General features: G+C 70.8%; 22 protein-coding genes. 10 read left to right on the top strand and 12 right to left on the bottom strand.

The features are described 5' to 3' along the window. Positions 1 to 38: 38 nt before the first annotated feature. On the top strand, positions 39 to 284 hold the full coding sequence (locus RIC31_RS14705; RefSeq protein ID WP_350108919.1) for a DUF6356 family protein: 246 nt from the start codon (positions 39 to 41) through the stop codon (positions 282 to 284). Here RIC31_RS14705 and RIC31_RS14700 read toward each other — a convergent pair whose 3' ends face one another. Then, complete coding sequence (locus tag RIC31_RS14700; protein ID WP_350108916.1) at positions 285 to 635, bottom strand: DOPA 4,5-dioxygenase family protein; 351 nt, start codon at positions 633 to 635, stop codon at positions 285 to 287. 210 nt (positions 636 to 845) lie between these two features. Between RIC31_RS14700 and RIC31_RS14695 the strand changes: the two genes are divergently transcribed. Continuing rightward, positions 846 to 1634 carry a hypothetical protein gene (locus tag RIC31_RS14695; protein ID WP_350108913.1) on the top strand — a complete coding sequence of 263 codons (789 nt, stop codon included), beginning with the start codon at positions 846 to 848 and terminating at the stop codon, positions 1632 to 1634. Here RIC31_RS14695 and RIC31_RS14690 read toward each other — a convergent pair. Beyond that, complete coding sequence (locus tag RIC31_RS14690; RefSeq protein WP_350108910.1) at positions 1631 to 2515, bottom strand: hypothetical protein; 885 nt, start codon at positions 2513 to 2515, stop codon at positions 1631 to 1633. The two genes, RIC31_RS14695 and RIC31_RS14690, sit on opposite strands and share 4 nt — an antisense overlap. A 167-nt stretch (positions 2516 to 2682) precedes the next feature. On the opposite strand from RIC31_RS14690, the gene RIC31_RS14685 reads away from it, so the two are divergent. Both RIC31_RS14685 and RIC31_RS14680 read left to right on the top strand, forming a co-directional pair. Further along, entirely contained in the window at positions 2683 to 3309 is a 627-nt protein-coding gene (locus RIC31_RS14685) for a hypothetical protein (protein ID WP_350108907.1), read from the top strand. Positions 3310 to 3343: 34 nt separating this feature from the next. After that, positions 3344 to 4285 carry an acetamidase/formamidase family protein gene (locus RIC31_RS14680; protein WP_350108904.1) on the top strand — a complete coding sequence of 314 codons (942 nt, stop codon included), beginning with the start codon at positions 3344 to 3346 and terminating at the stop codon, positions 4283 to 4285. Positions 4286 to 4506: 221 nt separating this feature from the next. Here RIC31_RS14680 and RIC31_RS14675 read toward each other — a convergent pair whose 3' ends face one another. Next, the gene (locus RIC31_RS14675; protein ID WP_350108901.1) at positions 4507 to 4728 is read right to left on the bottom strand and encodes a hypothetical protein; all 222 of its coding nucleotides are present in this window, start codon (positions 4726 to 4728) and stop codon (positions 4507 to 4509) included. 200 nt (positions 4729 to 4928) lie between these two features. Between RIC31_RS14675 and RIC31_RS14670 the strand changes: the two genes are divergently transcribed. Then, the gene (locus RIC31_RS14670; protein WP_350108898.1) at positions 4929 to 7169 is read left to right on the top strand and encodes a patatin-like phospholipase family protein; all 2241 of its coding nucleotides are present in this window, start codon (positions 4929 to 4931) and stop codon (positions 7167 to 7169) included. Positions 7170 to 7196: 27 nt separating this feature from the next. On the opposite strand, the gene RIC31_RS14665 is transcribed toward RIC31_RS14670, so the two are convergent. The 3 genes from RIC31_RS14665 to RIC31_RS14655 all read right to left on the bottom strand — a co-directional run bounded on the left by RIC31_RS14665 (position 7197) and on the right by RIC31_RS14655 (position 8832). Continuing rightward, a complete protein-coding gene (locus RIC31_RS14665) occupies positions 7197 to 7484 on the bottom strand; it encodes a hypothetical protein (RefSeq protein WP_350108895.1) in 288 nt (95 codons plus the stop codon). Between the two features lie 114 nt (positions 7485 to 7598). After that, on the bottom strand, positions 7599 to 8402 hold the full coding sequence (locus RIC31_RS14660) for an SDR family NAD(P)-dependent oxidoreductase (protein ID WP_350108892.1): 804 nt from the start codon (positions 8400 to 8402) through the stop codon (positions 7599 to 7601). A 61-nt stretch (positions 8403 to 8463) separates the two neighbouring features. Further along, entirely contained in the window at positions 8464 to 8832 is a 369-nt protein-coding gene (locus RIC31_RS14655) for a DUF423 domain-containing protein (protein ID WP_350108889.1), read from the bottom strand. A 55-nt stretch (positions 8833 to 8887) separates the two neighbouring features. Here RIC31_RS14655 and RIC31_RS14650 point away from each other — a divergent pair, with 55 nt between their 5' ends. Genes RIC31_RS14650 through RIC31_RS14640 form a run of 3 tightly spaced genes read left to right on the top strand, consistent with a single transcriptional unit; the run spans position 8888 to position 13314 of the window. Further along, positions 8888 to 9409: a FecR family protein gene (locus RIC31_RS14650; protein ID WP_350108886.1), complete on the top strand. Its 522-nt coding sequence runs from the start codon at positions 8888 to 8890 to the stop codon at positions 9407 to 9409. Positions 9410 to 9418: 9 nt separating this feature from the next. Further along, a complete protein-coding gene (locus RIC31_RS14645) occupies positions 9419 to 10444 on the top strand; it encodes an OmpA family protein (RefSeq protein WP_350108883.1) in 1026 nt (341 codons plus the stop codon). 59 nt (positions 10445 to 10503) lie between these two features. Continuing rightward, positions 10504 to 13314, top strand: coding sequence for a CHASE2 domain-containing protein (locus RIC31_RS14640; protein WP_350108880.1), 2811 nt, complete (start codon positions 10504 to 10506; stop codon positions 13312 to 13314). Positions 13315 to 13393: 79 nt separating this feature from the next. Here RIC31_RS14640 and RIC31_RS14635 read toward each other — a convergent pair whose 3' ends face one another. From RIC31_RS14635 to RIC31_RS14610, 6 genes are all read right to left on the bottom strand, one after another. After that, the gene (locus RIC31_RS14635; protein WP_350108877.1) at positions 13394 to 13792 is read right to left on the bottom strand and encodes a hypothetical protein; all 399 of its coding nucleotides are present in this window, start codon (positions 13790 to 13792) and stop codon (positions 13394 to 13396) included. 174 nt (positions 13793 to 13966) lie between these two features. Next, entirely contained in the window at positions 13967 to 14422 is a 456-nt protein-coding gene (locus RIC31_RS14630; RefSeq protein WP_350108874.1) for a hypothetical protein, read from the bottom strand. A 119-nt stretch (positions 14423 to 14541) separates the two neighbouring features. Next, a complete protein-coding gene (locus tag RIC31_RS14625; RefSeq protein WP_350108871.1) occupies positions 14542 to 15321 on the bottom strand; it encodes an SDR family NAD(P)-dependent oxidoreductase in 780 nt (259 codons plus the stop codon). A gap of 4 nt (positions 15322 to 15325) precedes the next feature. Beyond that, positions 15326 to 16336, bottom strand: a complete 1011-nt coding sequence (locus RIC31_RS14620; RefSeq protein ID WP_350108868.1) for an isopenicillin N synthase family dioxygenase — start codon at positions 16334 to 16336, stop codon at positions 15326 to 15328. A gap of 58 nt (positions 16337 to 16394) precedes the next feature. Next, positions 16395 to 17675, bottom strand: coding sequence for a TIGR04372 family glycosyltransferase (locus tag RIC31_RS14615; RefSeq protein ID WP_350108865.1), 1281 nt, complete (start codon positions 17673 to 17675; stop codon positions 16395 to 16397). Beyond that, on the bottom strand, positions 17672 to 18595 hold the full coding sequence (locus tag RIC31_RS14610; protein ID WP_350108862.1) for an NAD-dependent epimerase/dehydratase family protein: 924 nt from the start codon (positions 18593 to 18595) through the stop codon (positions 17672 to 17674). The genes RIC31_RS14615 and RIC31_RS14610 overlap by 4 nt, the downstream gene beginning before the upstream one ends. A 91-nt stretch (positions 18596 to 18686) precedes the next feature. Between RIC31_RS14610 and RIC31_RS14605 the strand changes: the two genes are divergently transcribed. Then, positions 18687 to 19553 (top strand): alpha/beta fold hydrolase, encoded by an 867-nt coding sequence (locus tag RIC31_RS14605; protein WP_350108859.1) that lies wholly within the window; start codon positions 18687 to 18689, stop codon positions 19551 to 19553. 112 nt (positions 19554 to 19665) lie between these two features. After that, the gene (locus RIC31_RS14600; RefSeq protein ID WP_350108856.1) at positions 19666 to 20931 is read left to right on the top strand and encodes a hypothetical protein; all 1266 of its coding nucleotides are present in this window, start codon (positions 19666 to 19668) and stop codon (positions 20929 to 20931) included. Positions 20932 to 21037: the final 106 nt, after the last annotated feature.

The raw sequence follows: 21037 nt of genomic DNA, 5'->3' as shown, positions 1-21037 counted from the left end.
ACAGGTTGGAACCGCGATCCGCACGGAGGGACGATCCCATGAACCGGCTGTTCAACGAGCATCCGCAATCGGTCGGCGAGAGCTATTCCGAGCATATGGGCGTTGCCTTCGGGTTCGGCTGGCGCATGGTGTTGGCGGGCCTCGCCTGCCTGGTGCATGCGGTCCTGCCGTTCCTGTTCGTGAAGACCGGCAGCCGCACGATCACCGAGCTGCACGACCGCATGGTCGCGAACCGGGTCCGCAAGCCGCTGCCCGACGCCGCCGGCGAACGGGCCGCCGCCTGATCAGTCGTCGAAGATCGACAGGTCCAGCGGGTAGGACTTCCCCAGGAACATGACATGGGCCGAATGGTCGGCTCGGCCGTTGCCGGTATTCGGATGGACGAACACGTCCAGGCCGTCGCGGTTCAGCACGAGCCACGGGACGATGTCCGCCAGCAGTCCGGGCGCGAAGGCGACCTGGTAGCTCCACATCGGGTGCGGCCCGACCGGCCGCTCGTGGAAGCGCCCCATCTCGGCGTCCGGGAACCGGGCCGCGACCCGGTCGTAGAGCGCGCGGGCGGGGTCCCGCGTCGAAGCGTCGAAATAGACATGCGCGTGCCAGCCGTCGATGCTCTCGATCCGGCTTTCGGTCATGGCGTCCTCCTCCTCGCGTTTCCCCCACTGTAGCAACCGGACCGATTTCCGCGCGACCCGGCGTTGCGACGGCTGCCGGCTTGCCCGTGCGCGTGCCCGGTTCCCGCGGGGTTCGAGGCTGCCTCTTCCACCATCCGTCCTGCCGTTGCTTGCTAGTGGGTACCGCGGGGGCGGATGGTCCGGCCCCGCTTCACTGGTGGGGACCATGTGATGACTGAAACAGCCTTGCTCGCGTCGATCGGACCAATCGCGGATTCGGTCGGTGACCGCCGTCACGTCCTGGAGGAAGCCTTCGTGTGCCTCGACCGCGACGCCGAGGCCAGCGGCCTGACCTTCTCGGTGCTCGACGACATGGACGACTTCGCTTCGGTTCTGGCGGCGACCGGCAAGTTCCTGCCGACCGCGTTCGACCGAAAGCTCAAGCCGTTCCGGGCCCGGGACGCCGCGGCCATCGTGGTGCGCGATGGAAATGGGCTGGCGGCGACCCACGCGATCCGACTGTACCGGTTCGGCGTGACGTCGCTGGCCGACCATCTGGCCACGCTGAGCCTGTTCTACGCCAACCCGGTCGAGCAGATGGTGCGGGGCGAGCGGCTGATCATCGAGGGCGAGGCCGAGCGCTTCGCCTCGACGGTCGACGAGTCGGCGGTCTATGTCGGCGGGTTCTGGATACGGCCCGATCTGCGCGGCCATGCGTCGACCCTGGCCTATGCGATGCCGATGGCCGTGCGTGCCCTGGCGGCCGCCTGGTGGGGACCGCAGATCAGCTTCTCGCTGATGAAGCGCTGGATCACCGATGCCGGCCGGGCCCAGCGCGTCGGGGAGCCCGACGTCTACGAGCGGATCACCTGGATCCGCCCGCATGTTCCGGAGGACTCCGACCTGGTGCTGATGTCGACGCAGCCGGACGCCGCGTTCGAGCGTGCAGAAACATTCTCGTCGGGAAAGCGCCGCCTGATCGTCGACCGCAACGGGGAGCGGCAGGTCAGGACCGGCTAGGCGGTCGCGCGGTAGGCGGTGCGGGACGGGACGCAGACCACCAGAACGGTGGTCGCGCCGTCCCGGCCGCGGCCGTCGCGCAGCTGGACCGGGAACGAAGCGCGCAGCCAGTCGTACATGGCCGCGCCTTTCGAGGTCAGGATCGGCCCGCTCCAATGCTCGAGCATGGGAGCGGCGCCGGCCAGGACGCGGCGGGCCGACCGGTCGACCGCGTCGGCGAGCGCGCGGTCCGGGACCGCCTGCCTGACGTCCCGGCCCGAGAAGCTGGCCCAGGTGGCGTTGTCCCAGGGACCGGTGATCGACGCCCGGTAGTGATTGAACACCAGCCGGTTGTCGTCGAGCAGGGTCAGCATCTTCACGTTGCCGTAGGTGCCCGATCCGACCTCGGCCATCAGCTCGTGATCGATCCGTCCGCCATGGCCGCGCCAGGCGGCCGAGATACGGTCGATGAGCGGGTCCGCGAGATGGCGGAACTCGCCGTCGCCCAGGATCTCGGTGCGGAGCGCGCTCGGCACGTCGGGCCGCTCGCAGAAGCTGACGCAATCGTGAACGAACCGGGACAGCCGGGCGGCGTCCGTGTCGGTCGTCTCGATCCAGGTCTTGCCGTTGAAGACATGCATCTTGACGAGCCAGGGGGTCTCGCTGCGTTCCAGCGAGTACAGCAACCCGTCCAGCGCAGCGATGGCAGCCGGTCCGGTGGCGCGGGGGTCGAAGCGGATCTCGAGGAACCGTGCGATCTCCAGGACCTGGATCCAGCCGAGGGTATGGATCGCGAACACCGACACGTCGTCCCCGAGCCGGCCGACCCGCGACTTCAGATCCTCGTCACGGCCGTCCCGACCGATCCAACGAGTATGGACCACGGTGTAGACGCGATGCATCGTCCCTGCTCCCCAAGGATGCCTCATTATTGCTCCCAACGCTTCACTGACGTCAAATGACGATATCGAGTGGGGATGTCGTGTTGTATGGTAGTTCTACCAGGGCTTGCGCGGATCCGGTGCGCGGGCGACAGTTGCCCGTCCTTTGTTGAGTCGGGGTAGGGATCTTGGCAACGATTCGCCCGCGCGACTTCTTGCTCATTGCCGGACCCGCGACCCAGCCGGGACCGTTCCTTCAGCACCTGGACCGGCACCCGCAGATCGTCGCCCCGTCGCCGATGTCGATCGGCATGGCCCTGCATCAGGCCGCGCGCTCGGCAATGCGCGGGACGCCCCGCGAGGACTTCCCTGCGACGGTCGCCGTCGGCAGGCAGACCGGCGCGACGGCCCTGGCGAGCCTGTTTCGCGACGCACGCAACAGCCGGACCGGTGCGCAGGTGGCGATCCTGCACGACCCGTCCGGTCCGTTGTTCCCGTTCCTGGACCCGCCGGACGTGTCCCTGCTGGTCCTGACACGCAGCCCGGAGTCGATGGCGGCGGCCATCGGCGCGGTTGGGGTGGACAGAGTGATATCGGCGGCACGCGAGGCGCTCGCGAGCGCTGCTGCCCGGGTGTCGGCGTTCGGCATCCCACCCGAACGGATCGTCGCCGTCGACCAGGACCGCTTTGACCTCGACCCGTCCGCCTGCCTGGGCGAAGTCTGCCTCCACCTGGATGTCGCCGCCGACCGGATGGCCGTCGCATCGATGCTGGATCCGGCCCGCATCGACGCCCGCACCAAGGGCGGTGCATAATCCTTCGCCGCGCACCCGGGCGAAGGGAACCCTCATGACGCAACATCGACTGACCGCCGGACCGGACACCGTCCACTGGGGCTGGTTCGACGCCACGATGGAGCCGGTGCTGACCATCGACAGCGGCGACCGGGTCACGGTCGAGACGGTGTCGGGGGCGCCCGCCAATCTGCCCGGCGAAGGCTACCACGTGCCGCCGGAGCTCTATCGGGTGCACGAGAGCGTGCCGCGCAAGCTGCCCGGGCACATGCTGACCGGGCCGATCGCGGTGCGGGGCGCGATGCCCGGCGACGTGCTCGAAATCCGGATTCTCGACATCAGGTTGCGCCAGGACTGGGGCTACACCTTCGTGCGGCCGCTCGCCGGCGCGCTGCCGGACGACTTCGACACCGGCGAGCAGATGATCGTGGCGCTCGACGCCGAGCGGAATGTGGGTCGCCTGCCGTGGGGCACCGAGCTGCCGCTGCGGCCGTTCTTCGGCGTGATGGGGGTGGCGCCGCCGCCGGCCTGGGGGATGATCTCGACGATCCAGCCGCGCGCCCATGGCGGCAACCTGGATAACAAGGAGCTGATCCCCGGCACCACCCTGTACCTCCCGGTGTTCGCCGAGGGCGGCAAGCTGTCGCTGGGCGACGGCCACGGCGTCCAGGGTGATGGCGAGGTCTGCGTGACCGCCATCGAGACGGCGCTCGAGGGAACCGTCGAGATCGTGCTGCGCAAGGACCTGGACTGGACCTACCCGCGGGCCGAGACGCCGACCCACCGGATGACCATGGGCATGAACGCCGATCTGGACGATGCCGCCAGCCATGCGCTGCGCCAGATGATCGACTGGATCACCGCGAGCTCGAACCTGTCGCGCCACCAGGCGTTCATGCTGATGAGCCTGGCGGCCGACGTGCGGGTCACCCAGCTGGTGAACGAGCAGAAGGGCATCCATGTGATGCTGCCGAAGTCCGCGCTCGGCGGCGCCTGACCGGTAACCGTATTTCTTTGCGATTCGTTAACCTTTGCAGATAACACTGTCGCCGTTCGACAACCGTTGCGGGCGTCGCCATGGAAGCAGTGGATATCATCGGTTGGGTCATCTACGGGCTGCTGTTGTTCGGGCTGGTCCGGCTCGGCATCGGCCGGCGCGAACCGCGCGGCCTGGAGCGGCTGAACTACCGGCGCTGACGTCCCGCGGTCCGTCGGGCGTCAGCGCGCGGTGATCCTCGCCAGCGCCCGGCGCCCGGCGTCGAGCACGTCGTCCAGGTCGTCGGGATCGATGTGCGGGTAGTGCTTCACCAGCCATTCCGGGGCCTCGAACGGGGTGTCCCGATTCCGTTCGTGGTCGATCGTGGCGTCCAGCAGGCCGACCAGGATCTGCAGCTTGGCGAGGCGGGAGACGCGTTCCGTGGGCAGGGCGGCATCGTTCATGGGCGGCTCCGAAGGCAACCGCCGCACCCTAGCCCGCGGCGCCCCGCTTGCAAACCGTTCCCGACCAGGGCCGCCCGGTGCGACCGACTGCAACAAGCTCGGCCCGATCCCGGTTCTTTGGTCTACCCTGTCCCGATCGCATGGAGCGGCCGCGCGTCGAGCGCGCCGGTTCGGCAGGCAAGAGATCCGGGGAGACGGCAATGCGGGTTGCGGGGCGGCGGGTGCTGCGGGGGTGGATGCGGGGGCTCGGCGCGATGCTGGTCGTCGGGCTGTTGGCCGGGCTTCAGGCTCCCGTCGCAGCATCGGAGGTGCGCCGGCCGGTGATCGGCCTGGTCCTGAGCGGCGGCGGCGCCCTCGGCGCCACCCACATCGGCGTGCTGAAGGTGCTGGAGGAGCTGAAGGTCCCGGTCGACATCATCACCGGGACCAGCATGGGGTCGATCGTCGGCGGCCTCTACGCCCTCGGGCTCGACGCGCAGGAACTGGAGTCCCTGGTCGCGAGCATCGACTGGGCGAAGACCTTCGAGGACAGCCCGCCACGCGGCTCCCTGCCGGTGCGACGCAAGCAGGAGGACTACGGCTTCCTGCTCGACCTCAAGCTCGGGATCAAGGACGGCGGCCTGCAACTCCCGGCCGGCCTGATCCAGGGACAGCGCCTGACCCTGATGCTGCGCGAGCTGACCGTGCGCGCCCACGACATCGGCGACTTCGACAACCTGCCGATCCGCTACCGCGCGGTCGCCGCGGACCTGGAGACCGGGAAGCAGGTGATCCTCGGCGGCGGCAACCTGGCGACCGCGATGCGCGCCAGCATGTCGGTTCCGGCCTTCCTGCCGCCGGTCGAGGTTGACGGGCGCCTGCTGGTGGACGGCGGCGTCGCCAACAACCTCCCGGTCGACGTCGCGCGCGCCATGGGGGCCGAGGTGCTCATCGTCGTCGACATTCCGACGGTGCTGAAGAAGCGCGACCAGCTGACCAGCAGCCTCGATATCGCCGGCCAGATGCTGGCCGTGCTGATCCAGCAGAACTCCCTGGCCCAGATCGCCAGCCTCGGCCCGCAGGACATCCTGATCCAGCCGGATCTCGGCGACCGCGGCTCCGTCGATTTCGACGCGATCCTCGAGATGATCGCGCCCGGCGAGGCCGCCGCCCGCGCCCAGACGGCGCGGCTGCAGGCCCTGTCGCTCGCTCCCGCCGCCTACGCCGACGACCGCAGGAGCCGCGGGGTCAAACGGGTGGAGTCGCCGGTGATCGCCTTTGTCGACATCGACAACCGCACCAAGCTCGACGACCGGCGCATCCGCGCGAGCATCCGCCAGAAGGTCGGCGAGCCGCTGAACGTCAAGCAGATCGAGGAGGATTTCTCCCAGCTCTACGGGTCCGGGCTTTACGAGCAGGTCGACTACGCCCTGGTCGACCGCGAGGGCAAGACCGGCCTGGTCGTGACCGCCACCGGCAAGGCCTGGGCGCAGGACTACATTCGCCTCGGCCTGGCGCTGGAGAGCGACGTCGACGGGGAGAGCAGCTACGAGGTCGGCTTCGGCCTCACCCTGACCGCCCTGAACTCCTATGGAGCCGAGGCGCGCGGCGAACTCGCGTTCGGCGACGCGCAGTACCTGCTCGGCGAGTTCTACCAGCCGCTGCAGCCCGGGACCGGGTTCTACGTCCTGCCGGCGGCGGCTTATGTCCGCAATGACGCGCGGGCCCGGGGAAACGACGGTACGACCAGCGAGTTCCGGACCACCCGCGCCGAAGCGGCCCTTTATCTCGGCTACGAGTTCGGCACCGAGCTCGACACCCGTGTCGGCCTGCGTGTCGGAGCCGGGGAGGTCGACCTGCACACCGGCACCGGCGCGGGGGTCGAGACCGGCGACTTCCGGATCGGCGCGGCCGAGGCGCGGCTGCTGTACGACACCCTGGACAGCGTGCGGTTCCCGACCGGCGGAAGCCTGCTCCGGCTGCAGGCCGGGGCCTCCCGGACCGAACTCGGTGCCGACGACAACTACGTCAGGCTGGATGCAACGGCGGTACGTGCCCTGACCTGGGGATCCAATACCCTGGTCCTGGGGAGTTCCGGCGGAACCGCGGCGAGTGGCGACCTTCCGGTCTACGACCGGTTCCGCGTGGGCGGCCTGTTCAGCCTGTCGGGCTACGCCCGCGACGAGCTGTCGACCGGCAACCTGCTGCTCGGTCGGATGCTCCTCATGCGCCGGCTCAGCCGGCGGTCGCCGCTGTTCTTCGACCTGCCGGTCTATGCCGGCGGGTCGTTCGAGGCGGCCCGGCTGGACGACGCGTCCGGCGAGGACGAATTCGACAAGAACGCCTTCGGCGGCAGCCTGTTCCTGGGGGCGGACACGCCGCTGGGTGCCGGCTACCTGGCCTTGGGCAAGGGCGACGCCGGCCGGACCGCCGGCTATCTCTACTTCGGCAAGCTGTTCTAGGGCGGCCGCCGTTCCGGGGCGGACCGGTCAGGCGTAGCCGGCCAGCCGGTCGCCCCGCCACAGCGGCTCGTGCGCGTAGCCGCTGCTGACCGAGATCCCGCCTGCGGTTTTGGCGACGATCAGGAGGGTCTCGTCCTCGACTCCCAGGACGAAGGCCCGGGCCTGTCCGGGCCGCTCCTCGGTTTCCCACCGCACCGCGCCGCTGCGTCGCAGCCGGGCGACCAGCCGGTCGAGGGCGGCGTGGTCGTCCGGGCCGAATAGGTTGGTCGCCCGAGGATGCGGGAAGGGGATGACGATTCCTGTCCTGGCGTCCATGGCGGCATGCCTCCGCTGTCGCGTCACGATCATGGACCAATGACAGCGGACAGCGGGGGTAACGGCCGTCCCGGGCACCTCGACGGAACGTGATCGCCGGTGATCGGCGCCCGCCTAAAGCGGCGCGCTCATGATCAGGCCGCCGTCGACCACGATCTCGGTGGCGGTGACGTATTTGGCCTCGTCCGACGCCAGGTACAGGGCGGCATAGGCGACGTCCCAGGCGTCGCCCATGTGGCCCATCGGGACCTGGGCGTTGCGCTTGGCGATCAGCGCCTCGGCGTCGCCGCCGGAGCGCTGGCCGGCCAGTCGGACCTCGACCAGCGGGGTGTGCATGAGGCCCGGCACCACCGTATTGCAGCGGATGCGTTCCTTGGCGTAGCTCACCCCGATGGCCCGCGACAGCTGCACCACGCCGGCCTTGGTGGCGGCATAGGCGTGGATCGGCGAGCCGATGTGACGATAGCCGGCCACCGAGGCGACGTTGACGATGGCGCCGCCGCCGGTCTTGCGCATGTGCGGAATGGCGTGGTGGCAGCCCAGATAGACGGTCTTCAGGTTGTGGTCGACCTGGCGGTCCCAGGTCGCCTCGTCCATCTCCGCGACGCCACCGGGCATCGAGCCGCCGACATTGTTGTGCATGACGTCCAGTCGCCCGAACCGGTCGACGCAGTCCTGCAGCAGCGCCTTGACCGTCTCGCCGTCGGTCAGGTCGCCCGAGGCGGCATGGCAGCGGCCGCCTTCTTCGGCGATCAGCCGGCGGGTCTCCTCGACGGCGTCCGGGTTCAGGTCGATCAGGTAGACCGTGGCGCCCTCGCGGGCGTACAGCGCCGCGCAGGCCTTGCCGTTGCCCCAGCCGGGGCCGACCGAGCCGGCGCCGGCCAACACGATCACCTTGTCCTGCACGCGTCCGGCCATCGCCGCTTCCTCTTCCGTTCGGTTGGGTGGCCGGGGATGCTGGCGGTCGGCCCGGGACCCGTCAACGGGGGCCGCGCGCCGCCGCGACCGCCATCGCCAGCCAGGCCAGGATCAGCAGGGTGCCGCCGGTCGGTGCGAGGAAGGTCCCCGCACCCCAGCCGTTCGCCCCCTGGACATAGAGCGTTCCCGAGAACAGCACGACGCCGACCAGCATCAGCGCCGCGCCGAGCGTGCCCCAGGCCCAGTGGAACCGGCCCCAGGCGGCGCCGATCGCGAACAGCCCCAGGCCGCCGATCGCGTGCCAGAACACCGCCGTCCACCACAGCCCGCCCGGGTGGGCGGCGTCCGGCACCGCATGCGCGCCGACCGCCGCCAGGGCGACGGCGGCGGCCAGCAGAAGGGAGGCGACGGTCAGGAGTATCCGGGGCATCAGCATGGCCGGACGCTAGCATGCCTGACGCCGGGGTCCAGCCGCCGATGTCGGGTTGACCGATTGTGTCGGCCGGTACACGCTTGCCTGGATGGGCGGGATCGGAACGACACTGCGGGCCTTCGGGCTGGCCGCTATGCTGGTGCTGGGCGCGATGTCCGGCGCGCCGCGGGGTGCCTGGGCCGACGGCCCGCTGATCGGAGTCGTGAAGACGACGGAAGGCGCGGTCGAGCTGCTGCGCGGCGGCGCTGCCTTGGCCGCCGAGGTCGGCGGGGAAGTGCATCTGAGCGACCGGCTCCGCACCGGCCCCGACGGCGCGGCCGGGGTGACCCTCAACGACGGAACGCTGATCTCGCTCGGGCCGAACTCGCTGTTCGAGTTCAGCGAGTTCGAGTATTCGCCGAAGCGGGGCGCATTCGGGTTCCTGGGCTCGGCCCTGGGCGGCACTGTGCTTTACTCGTCGGGCAAGATCGGCAAGCTGGCGCCTGAGCGGACCCGGATCCGCACGCCGGTTTCGGTGATCGCGGTCCGCGGCACCCGGTTCGCGGTCCGCCTGCCGGCCGCCGGTGGGAACTAGGCGATGGGAATGTCGGCGGTTCTGCGCGGGATGGCGGTGTCGGCGGCGCTGAGCCTGGTCGCCGGCTGCGCGTTCGGCCCGTTCGATACCGAGCATCTGGCGACCGTCCCGCCGCCCGACTCCGCGTTCCAGGCGGCGTTGAGCCAGGAATACGCGACCCTGGGCGACATGGAGCGTGCCGAATACGACTGGCCCGACACCGCGCGGTTCTATCGGCGCGCCACGACGGCGGCGGAGGGCGACCGGGTCGAGCCCGAGGCCCTGGAGGCGCGCGACCTCGCGCCGGCCGACCGGGAAACCCTGGGTGCTGCCCGCGACCGGCTGAGCGGTGCGCTGGCCCAGGGCGCCCGCGCCTTCACCCCGGCGGCGGCGGCCAGGGCGCAGGCCGGCTTCGACTGCTGGATGCAGGAGCAGGAGGAGGGCCACCAGCCCGACGACATTGCCGCGTGCCGCACCCAGTTCGAGGCGGCGATGGTTGTGGTCGAGGACGGCCTGGGCGGTACCATCGTGGTGTTGCTGGCGGACGCCGACGGCGCGGTCGGGGCCGTCGATCTCAGTACCGGCGCGGGTTCCGTCACCCTCGACACCCTGCGGGCCGGCGCCGTGGTCGGGACCGCCGCCGCGTCTCCGGGGGCGGTCGGGACCCTCGGCGAGCAGGACGTCCGCGACCTGTTCGGCCGTGCCATCGGGGCGGAGCCGGAGCCGCCGGTCGCCGTCCGGCTGTATTTCGAGACCGGCACCAACCAGCTGACCCCGGCGTCGCAGGCCGAGTTGCCGACCGTGCTCGAGACGATCCGCCGGCGCGTCGTGCCGGGCGTCGAGATCGCCGGCCACACCGACCGGGTCGGAGCCTCCGACGTCAACGATCGGCTCGCATTGCAGCGTGCCGAACTGGTCCGGCAGCTGGTGCTGGAACTCGGCGTGCCGGCGCGCCTGATCAGCGTCGACTCGTTCGGTGAGCGCGACCCGGTCGTCCCGACGGCCGACGGGGTCGACGAACCGCGCAACCGGCGGGTGGAGGTCACGGTTCGCTGAGGCTGGCCTCTGCCAAGTCCGTGATGCCTCCAGCATATCCGAGCGCATAGTATCACTCGATGGACAGCCACCGTTTCCAACCGTTCCGGGCCGACGCCGCAGCGATCGCGAACCCGCTCAGGGACCGGTTGGTCGGCGCGGTCCTGCTGGCGGCCCTGATCGCCGGTTGGGTCGGCGACGTGACGCCGCTGGCCGCGCTCCGGTTGTGGGGAACGGACCTCGTCTCGGCCCTGCGCCCGCCCGCGTCGCATCCGTCGGCGGTGGTGGTGGTCGACATCGACGACGCCAGCCTGAGGGCGTTCGGGCAATGGCCGTGGCCGCGCGATACGCTTGCCGGCATCGTCGATCGGCTGGCCGAAGAGGGCGCAGCCGCCGTCGCGCTCGATATCCTGCTGGCCGAGCCGGACCGGCTGTCGCCGGCGGCCGGCGGGCCGGATACCGACAACGACCTGGCCCTGGCGCGCGCCATGCGGCGGGTCCCCGTGATCGCGGCGGCGGCCCTGTCGACGGCACCGGCGCCGCCGGCCGAAGCCCAACCGATCATCGGCAGGGTCGCGGTGCATGGCATCCTTCGGCCGCAGGCGTTGCCGCAGGCGAGTACCCTGGTCCGACCGCTACCGGCACTGGAAGCCGCGGCGCGCGGACTGGGTGCGGTCAACCTGTATCCAGGACTCGACAGTGTCGTGCGCACGGTGCCCGGCATCGTGGCGTTCGACGGCAGTCTGCTGCCCGGGCTGGCGATCGAGGCGGTGCGGGTCGCCACCGGTGCGGCCAACCTGATCGCCGAAGTGCCGACGTCCTACGGTCCCGCGGGACTTTCGATCGCGGGTCGGCTGGTCCCGACCGACCTGAGCGGCAGGATCTGGGTCGACACGCGAGATCCCGAGAGAATTCCGGTGATCTCCGCCGGGCGGCTGCTCGCCGGCGGGGTTCCGCCGGCCGAACTGGCGGGGCGGCTGGCGGTCGTCGGGACGTCGGCGTCCGGTATCTCGGCCGGCGTTCTGACCGGGGCGGGACAGGCGGTGTCGAGCACGACATTTCAGGCGCTTGCGATCGATTCGATCCTGGGCGGCCGGGTCCTGGCCCGACCGGTCGAGATGACCGGGCTGGAACTGGCGACCGCTGCCGCCCTGGCCGGCGGGGTGATCCTGGCGGCACCGGTCCTCGGGCTGCCCATGCTCGGCCTGGTCGCCGTGGCGGCCGTCATGCTCCTGCCGGTCGCGGCGATCATCATCGCGCTGTCGGCCGGAATCATGGCCGACGCCAGTTTCCCGCTGGTGGCGGTGCTGGCGATGACCGGCCATGTCGCCCTGGTGCGCGTGCATGAGCAGAGCGTGGTGCGCCGCCGCCAGGACGCGATGCTGGCGCGCCAGGGGGCCTACATGCGGCAGGTCGTTGACGCCAGCTTCGATGCGATCGTCACGGTCGACGGCCAGGGGCGGATCGTGACCGCCAACGCCGGGGCTGAGCGCCTGTTCGGACGGCCGGTCGATCAGTTGGTCGGGCTTCGCATCGAATCCCTGCTGACCGGAACCTGGGCCGAGGCCGTCCGGCTTCACGCCGAGGGTGCCCTGCGCGACGCCGTACGCAGCGGTCGCGTCGTCTCGGCGGCGGTCGATCGCGGCGCCGACGGACCGGCGGTGCGGACCGAACTGACGGTCGCCGAGACCGCGGCCGGGGACCGCGTGTTCGTCATCGTGCTGCGCGACATCAGTGCCCGGCTCGATGCCGAGGCGGCGGCCCGCCAGGCCGGCGAGCGTCTGCACGACGGCATCGGCCGGATTACCGACGGCTTCGCGCTGTTCGGACCCGACCGCCGGCTGGTGATCTGCAACGACCGTTTCCTGGACATGCTGGGCGAGGCCGGCGCGACGGCCAGACCGGGGGTACGCTTCGACACCATCATGGAGCGCTACGCGGAGACCTCCCGGGCGCCGGTCGATGCCGTCGACCGCGCCCGGGACTGGCTCGGCGAGCGGATGGCGGCCTTCGTCCGGGCGGCCGAGCCGCGGGTCCAGGAGTGCCTGGACGGCCGGTGGTTCCGGATCGACGAGCGCCCGACCGCCGAGGGCGGTCTGGTCGGCGTCTACTCGGACATCACCGAGCTGAAGTGGCGCGAGATGGAAATGAGTGAGGCGATGCTGCGGGCCGAAGCCGCCAGCTCGGCGAAGTCGACCTTCCTGGCCAATATGAGCCACGAACTGCGGACACCGCTGAACGCGGTGATCGGCTTCGCCGACCTGATGAAGCGCGAGCTGTTCGGGCCGCTCGGCAACGAGCACTACCGAGCCTATGTCGCCGACATCATCGACAGCGGCTCGAAGCTGCTGGCGATGATCGAGGCGATCCTCGAGTTCTCACGATCCGAGCATGCATCGCTGGCCGAAACCGGGAAGGACGGCGACATGCAGGCCGCGGTCGAGGCCGTGCTGCGCGACGTCCGTCCGGCCGCCCTGGAACGCGACGTGACCGTGGCGGCGGAGGTTCAGGAAGGGATGCCGTCGCTCGCGGTCGACGAGGCGATCCTCTATCAGATCATGCAGAACCTGGTGTCGAACGCCGTGAAGTTCTCGCCGACGGGATCGCGGGTCACGCTGCGGGCGTTCGTCAGCGACGACGGCCGGCCGGCGATGGTGGTGACCGATCACGGACTCGGCATCCCGGCGGACATGATCGAGAAGGTCACCCAGCCGTTCTGGCAGCGCCAGGGCCCGCTGGTCCGAAACCATGGCGGCGTCGGGCTGGGCCTTGCCATCGTGAAGGCGCATGTCGATACGCTGGGCGGGGAACTCCGCTTCGAGAGCGAAGTCGACCGCGGGACGACGGTCACCGTGCTGCTGCCGGACTCACTGAAGATCCAGAGCGACTGACCTGACCCCCGTCGTCATCGGAAGGCAGCTTCGAAGCCGGTGCGCCCGAACAACCGGGCGCACCGGATCGGTCGGGCCGTTACTGGCCGGTGTACCAGGAGTCGGCGTAGAAGCCGCCACCGACGGCGCCGAGGAGCCGCATGCTGCCGCGCAGGAGGCCGTAGCCCATGTTCCCGGCCGCGCCGCCGGCCATGCCGATGCTCTCTACCGCGCCCATGCCGGCCGCGTTGGCCATGCCACCCATGCTCATGCCGCCGGCCCCGGTGGCATAGGCGTATACGGGAATGATCAGGCCATCGGTGACGATCGCGGCAACCGCCGCGCCAGCGATGACGCCGGCGGTCACGGCGACCACCCGGTAGGCGTCAAAGCTCGATGGGGCGGCCGGAGCCGCGGTCTGGGCCTGCGCACCGGCCGGGGCCAGCGCCAGGCTGGACGCGATCAGTCCGGCGGCGGCGACTGTCTTAAGCGTATTCATGGGAACCTCCTCGTTGCAGACCATTGATGGCGTCGCTGCAAGTCTCCAACGCCGCCCCCGAAAGTGTCCTAGGCGAGCAACCTGCCGCCGGACACTGTCACTAAAGCCAGTCTAGTGGATACATCGGCCCCCCGGCCACCGGGGAGGTGCATCGCTTGACCGGTGTACAGAAAATCAGCTGCCCGTATACCATGAATCCACGAAAAAGCCGCCCCCGAGTGCACCCAGGAGTGCCGCTGCGCCGCGGAACGCATGGTAGCCGTATCGACCGATCGGCTCGGCTAGGCCGTTCGCCACCGCCACCTCGCCGGCTCCGGCGCCCGCACCCCCGGCCATCCCGGCGATCAGCCCGGGGCCGACTGCTTCGGCGCCGGTGGCCAGGGCGTAGACCGGCAGGATCAGGCCGTCCGTGACGATGACCGCCACCGCGGCACCGCCGATCACGCCGGCGGTCACAGCCAGTACCCGGTAGCCGTCGAACCCGGATGCGGGCGAGGCTGCGGTCGGCGCGTCGGCGGTCGGCGCATTGGCAGCCGGTGCATTGGCGGTCTGCGCGCTTGCTGCGAGCGGCCCGAGGACGACGCCGACGGCGACGAGACCGCAGGCGACGAGTCTACTGATTCTGATCATCGGATCCCCCAATCGACATATACGCTCCCCCGACGGCGCGTCCGGTCATATCAACCGGTTCCGGCGGAGCGCGCATTGCGATGGATCAACGTCGGGCAGGGAAAGGCCGTCGGCCGCGCTCAGTCCGGACCGAAGATCGCCCCCGTGACCGCGAAGCCGCCGTCGACCGGGAGGGTGTGGCCGGTCACGTAGCTGGCGTCGTCCGACACCAGGAAGGCGGTCGCGGCGGCGATCTCCTCGGGCAGGCCGTAGCGCGCCAGCGGGATCTCGCGGGTGTAGGTGGCGCGGGTCGCCGCGGTGTGCACCTGGGCGACCATCGGGGTGTCGACCGACCCCGGCGCAACGGCGTTGACCCGGATGCCGTAGGGCGCCAGCTCGATCGCCAGATTGCGGGTCAGGCCGACGACGCCGTGCTTGGAACTGCCGTATCCGACCCGCCCGGAGATGCCGACCAGGCCGGCGACGCTGGCGATGTTGACGATGACGCCGCGGCCGGCGTCGATCATCGCCGGGGCGACCGCCCGGGCGCAGCGGTAGGAGCCGGTCAGGTTGACTGCGACGATCCGCTCGAAATCCTCCGGCCGCTGCTTCAGGAACGAGACCTGCTCGCCCAGCCCGGCCGAGTTCACCAGGATGTCGATCCGGCCGAACGCATCGAGGGCGGCCGCGGCCATCGCCTCGACGCTGGCGGTGTCGGTGACGTCGATGCGGACGCCGCGGGTCGCCACGCCGCGGGCGGCCACCTCGGCGGCGGCGCTCTCGGCGAGGGTCCCCTGGACGTCGGCGATCAGCACGTCGGCGCCTTCGTCGGCGAAGCGCCGGGCGATGGCGAGGCCGAGCCCGCCGCCGCCGCCGGTCACGATCGCGGCCCGGCCCGCGAGGCGAGGGGAAGTCGCCATCGCCTCAGCCCGCGGCCATGTTCTCGCCGGCCTTCGGCGCGATGTGCGCGTAGTTCCGGCTGCCGAACCAGAGCTGATACTCCGGGTAGGTCGTCGGCGGGTATTTCGGCGGATTGCCCGGCCCGGTACAGGTCGGGACGCACTCCATCACGTGGTCGTAGGAACAGTCGAAGAAGAACGGCACGGCGTAGCGGTCGCGCGGGGTGCGGTGGATCACCCGGTGCGGCGTCGACAGGAACCGCTCGTTGGTCCAGCGGTGGGCGAGGTCGCCGGTATTGACCACGAAGGAGCCCGGGATCAGCGGCGGCTCGACCCAGGTGCCGTCCGGCAGCCGGACCGTCAGCCCGGGGATGTCCGACTGCGCCAGCAGGGTGAGGAAGCCGGAATCGGTGTGCGGGGCGATGGCGAACTGGTTGTCCTCGATCTCCGGCTCGGGGACCGGCGGGTAGTGGGTCATCCGCAGGGTGTACATCGGAAAGTCGAAGGCCTTCGCGAACCAGTCGGCCGGCAGGTCGAGGGCGCGGGCGTAGAGCGGCAGCAGCGACCTGGCGAGCGCCTCCAGGGCGTCGCAGTAGGCAGTGACCTGGGCCCGGAAGCCGGGCAGGGCGATCTCGGCCGGCCACAGGTTCGGGGCCTTGTAGCGCTTGCCGGCCAGCACGTCCGGGTGGTCCGGCGCCAGGTCGCGCTTCACGAAGAACGCCTCGTTCAGGTTCGGCTTGGTGTTGACGTTGACTTTCGAGGAGCGGGTGGTGCTGCCCTTGAACGGCAGGTAGCCGATGTTGTGCTCGTTCGCCTTGAGCGCCAGCTTGGCGTCCAGCGGCAGCGCGTGGAACCGGCGGGCGCTCTCGAAGGCGGCGTCGATACGCGTCTGTGGAACGCCGTGGTTCACGATGACGAAGAAGCCGACATTCTCCTGGGCGTGGCGCAGGGCGGCCGCCAGGGTCTCGAGCGCGCCCGCATCGCCGGCCCGGTAGGGACCGAGGTCGAGAATCGGGATGCCGTCCGACTTGCCCATGCCACCCTCCCGGCAAACGCTTGCCTTACAGAAGCCTAGCACCTCGCCGCGAACCGAGTCAGTCCAGGAAGCCGTCGTCGGCCCCGACGGTCCCGGCGATCTCGCCATACGGATGCGCGTAGCCGTAGAAATCCATGTTCTCCTCGCGGAACCAGGCGTCGGCCTGGATCGCTCGCTCATACTCCGCGCCCAGTTCCAGGAACCGCCGATGCCGGGCGGCGGGGACCCGGCCCGGCGCGCCGCCGAGCATCCCCAGGAACTCCTCGGTGGCCGCGTCGATGTCGGCCGCCGAGTTCTCGACCAGGCCGACCGCCCGTTCCTCGAAGTCGGTGTCCCTGAAGACCGCCGGCAGGCGCCGGTCGAGGATCTCGGCATAGCGCAGCATTCGGCCGGTCTTCAGGTCGCGGTAGCCCTTGAACAGCGAGAGGTCGCGGTTGTAGGGCAGGTTCAGGTGCTCGAACGGCGTGTTGGTGCGCAGGGTCGGCGTGCCGAACGCGGCCGCCACCCAAATCGGGCCGGAGTTCTGCGCGGTGCCGAACGCGGCGTCGGCCAGCACCGCGAGGTCGACGGCGCGGTCGTCCGGGGCCAGCCCGGGCAGGGCGTCCGGCAGGCTGACATAGCGGTCGCCCATCCAGCCCTCCGGTTCCAGGCCCGGCTCGCCGATCCTGACGACCTGGTATCCGGCCGCGAGAATCCGACGGATCGACGGGGCATAGCTGTCGATGCCGGCGGTCCGGTGGCCGTGATGGGCCTGGGCCTCGCGGTACTTCATCGTGCGCATGTGGAAGAACGCGAAGGGCGCCGCCGGGTCGACGCCGATGCGGCGCAACTGCTCGTGGCCGCGCTCTCGCACCGCGTCGGGCAGCACGAGGCGGGCCGGCCGGACGCCGCCGAGCACCTTGCGCCAGAAGTCGACGATCAGCAGGCGCGGTGACTGGAGCAGCAGATGCAGGCGGGTCAGGTCGGCGAGTCCGCCGTCGATGAAGCCCATGGCATGGATCACCGGATCGTCGGTCTCCACCCAGACGAAACCGTCGCCCAGGCAGTTCCGCACCAGGGCGTTGGTGCCCGGCCGGTCCATCGGCGGGGTGATGACGACGATGCGCCGGTAGCGGTCGCCGTACAGCGATTTGAGAATCTGCGGCTCGATCGTGAAGTGACCGATCCGGTCGGACTGGGTGAGGATGTAAACCAGGGCAGGGGCCGCCGGGTCGAGATGCGGCAGCACCAGCCGGAACAGCTTCTCGAGGTTCTCGCGGGTGACGAACCGGGCGCGCATGTCGCGTTCGAACGCTTCGGCGTCCGCGTGCCGGTCCGGCGGCGTACCCGCGCCGCTCATGCCGCCGCCCCGTCCCCGGTCAGGGCAGTGCCGACCACCGCGGCCCAGTCGTCGTCGGGCAGCCATCCCAGGTCGCGCTCGGCGGCGCGGCTGTCGAGCGGGCTGGCGGTCTCGGCCGCGAACCAGTCCGGGTCGCGGACCGGCGGGCGGCGGCCGTAGATCCGGTCGATCCAGGGCAGCGCGGCGACCCCGCCGAGGGTGTCGCGCGCCGCGATCACGTAGCGGGCGAACGGCGCGGTACCGGCCAGCGTCGCCGCCCGGAACGCGGCCGCCGCGTCGCGCGAGGTCACGTAGCAGCGATGCGCCGGCAGGTCGCCGTAGCGCGGGGCGTCGACCGCGACCCCAGGGTTGCCCTCCTCGGGCGAGAGCGTCGATAGCTCGGCGAGGATCTCGCGGGCCTTCTCCGGCCGCAGCACCAGGGTCGGCCGCAGGCACAGGATCGAGCCGATGCCGCCGCGCCGGGCGAAGCTCTCGGCAACCTGCTCGATCAATGCCTTGGTCAGGTCGTAGGTCCGGGTCGGCCGCAGCGGGTGCGCCTCGTCGATCGGCAGGTAGTCCGGCGGGTTGCGTGGGTTGAAACCGAACGCCGCCGAGGACGAGGCGATGACGACCTTGGCGACCCCGGCTTCCTCGCAGGCGTGCAGCAGGTTCCAGGTACCCTGGACGTTGACCTCCATGTAGCGGTGCTCGGACACGTCGGTGCCGTCGTCGATGCCGGCGAGGTGGATCACCCGGTCGTGCCCGCGGACCGCGCTGCGCACCGCCTCGAGATCGCGCATGTCGACCGGGCGGAAGGTCACGTCGGCGGCCGGGCGGCGCAGGTCGAGCACCTCGACCGCATGGTCGGGGGTCATGGCCGCCACCACATGCGTGCCGAGAAGCCCGCCGCCGCCGGTCACCAGTACTCTCGGTCCTGCCATGCCCCGCCTCGCCCAATCGGCCCTGGTCGTCGGTCGAACCGGCGGAGCATAGTACCGCCGTCGCAACCGAGGAAGGCACGGGGGTCCCGTCATGCGGGTTCTGGTGAACGGCGTCCGGCTGTTCTTCGACGTCGACGGCGCCGCCCTGGTGCCGGACGGTCCGGCGCTACGGCGCAAGCCGACGCTGATCGTCCTGCATGGCGGGCCGGGCGCCGATCACAGCACGCTGAAGCCCTGGTTTGCACGGTTCGCGGACATCGCCCAGGTGATCTGGCTCGACCATCGGGCCAACGGCCGCAGCGACGACGGCCCGCCGGAGGCCGAGACCCTGGCGCGATGGGGCGACGACGTCGCCGGGTTCTGCGCGGCGCTGGAGATCGAGCATCCGATCATCTACGGCCTGTCGTTCGGCGGCTTCGTCGCCCAGTCGGCGGCGACCCGGCACCCGGACCTGCCGGCCAGGCTGATCCTGGCCTCGACCGCCTGCCGCTCGGTGTTCGAGCGCAAGTACGACGCCTTCGAGGCGATGGGCGGGCCGGAGTCGCGGCGCGCCGCCGAGCGCTTCTGGGGCGGCGCGATCGAGGACGACCCGACCGTCGTCGACGACTGGGACCGGCACTGCCGCCCGTACTACAACACCCGGCCGCAGGACCCGGACGGCCGCACGCGCATGGTTCGCCGGGCGGCCACCGAGGCGCGGTTCTTCAAGGCCGGGGGTGAACGCTGGCGGATGGACTTCCGGGACGACCTGGCGCGCGTGCGATGCCCGACCCTGGTGCTGGCGGGCGATCGCGATCCGGTCACCCCTCTGGCCGACGCCGAGGAGATCGCGGCATCGCTGCCGCCGAACCTGCTGCGCTACGAAGTGGTGGCGGGGGCCGGACACGGGCCGCATCGCGACCGGCCGGCCGAGACCGAGCGTATCCTGCGGTCGTTCATCCTGGAGCCGCATTCCTAGGCGGCGTTGTCGCCGGCGGCGTCTTGCGGCTACCCACCGGGCCGTCGCCGGGTAAGATGAGCTCGGCCGTCACGGCGGCCGGGGCCACGGAGACTAGGGCGGGGGCGCGATCATGATCTGGCTCGGCGCATTGGGGGCGCTGCTGCTGATCGCCGCGGCGGCGGCGATGATGATGCTCCGCGGCAACCGCCGGGCAGAGCCGGTGGTCGCGGCTCCGCAGGCCGAGCAGCGGCGGAACGGACCCGTGCCGGGACTGACCGGTGCGTCGGTCGGCGCCCGCCTGCGCGAGGTGGCGGCCCGGCAGCGCGAGCAGGCCGGCCGTCTCACCGCCGGGCATGTCCAGCTGATCGACGTCGGTGCGATGGTCGAGGGAGCGTCGGCGTCGGGGCTGTCGCCGGCCAAGGCGCTGCGGGTCGCCGAGGAGGTCGCGCGCCGGATGATCCGGGAAAGCGACGTGCTGGTCCGGATGGAGCCCGACGGCATCGCGATCCTGTTCGACGGCGCCAGCCGGACCCAGGCGGAGGCGAAGAGCCGGCAGATCGCCGAGGCGACCCTGGCCGCGCTGGGCGAGGTCGGCGCCGGTGGCCGCTATCTGGCCGAGGGCTTCGGCTACGAGCTGGACGAGGTGCTGGACGGGGCCGTTATCGACACGGTCGAGGACATGATCCGGTTCGTGCACATCGCGCATAAGGGATATGTCGCGAAGCAGCGCGGCCTGGCCCGACAGCTCGAGCGGGGCGTGAAGCTGCAGCACCGCGAGATCAGGGCCGGCAACGGCGGGGTCGTTATCGGCCTGGAGATCGTGGTGTCGCGGCGCGTCGAGGAAGGCGGGCGCGAGTTCGTGCGAGACGAGAGTTTCGCTGAGCTGGACGCGGCGGTCGGGGCCGAGACCGACTGCGTCGTGCTCGAGAAACTGGCCACGGCCATGTCCTCGGTTCTTGTGGGGTCGGTCGAGCCGCTCTACGTGCCGGCCAGGCTCTCGAGCCTCGTCAATCCGCTCTACCTCGGCAACATCAAGGCCGCCCTGGACGCGTTGTCGCCGGCGGTCCGCCAGCGGCTGGTGCTGGTCGTCGATCCCGGCAAGGGGCCGGCGCGGTCGCTGCTGTCGCGCGCCGGCGATCTGGTCCGAACGCGGGTCGCGGCGGTGGCGGTCCGGATCGGGGACCCGGACGGAGATGTGGCCGCGGCCGCGGCTGCCGGGCTGAGCACCGTCGTGATCGACGCGCCGGAACGCCGGTTCGACAACCCGGTCGAGACGGTCTACCGGTTCCGCTCGCAGGCGCGCGATGCCGGCCTGACGGCGATCGTCCTGGGCGCCAGCGATACGATCGCCAGCCTGCAGGGCGGTATCGCCCACTCGCGGACAGTCGCGAGCTGAGATGGCTCCGAACGCGCCTTTCGGGCTGCCGGTCGGGCTCCGGTCGCCTGCCGGGAGAGAATGGTCAATTCGCGGTTAACCGGTCCGGTTAGCCGTTGCTTCAGAT

This window comes from Thalassobaculum sp. (assembly GCF_040219615.1).
In the GTDB taxonomy this organism is placed as follows: Bacteria; Pseudomonadota; Alphaproteobacteria; order Thalassobaculales; family Thalassobaculaceae; genus Thalassobaculum_A.
This window is presented reverse-complemented; position numbering and strand designations above follow the sequence as displayed.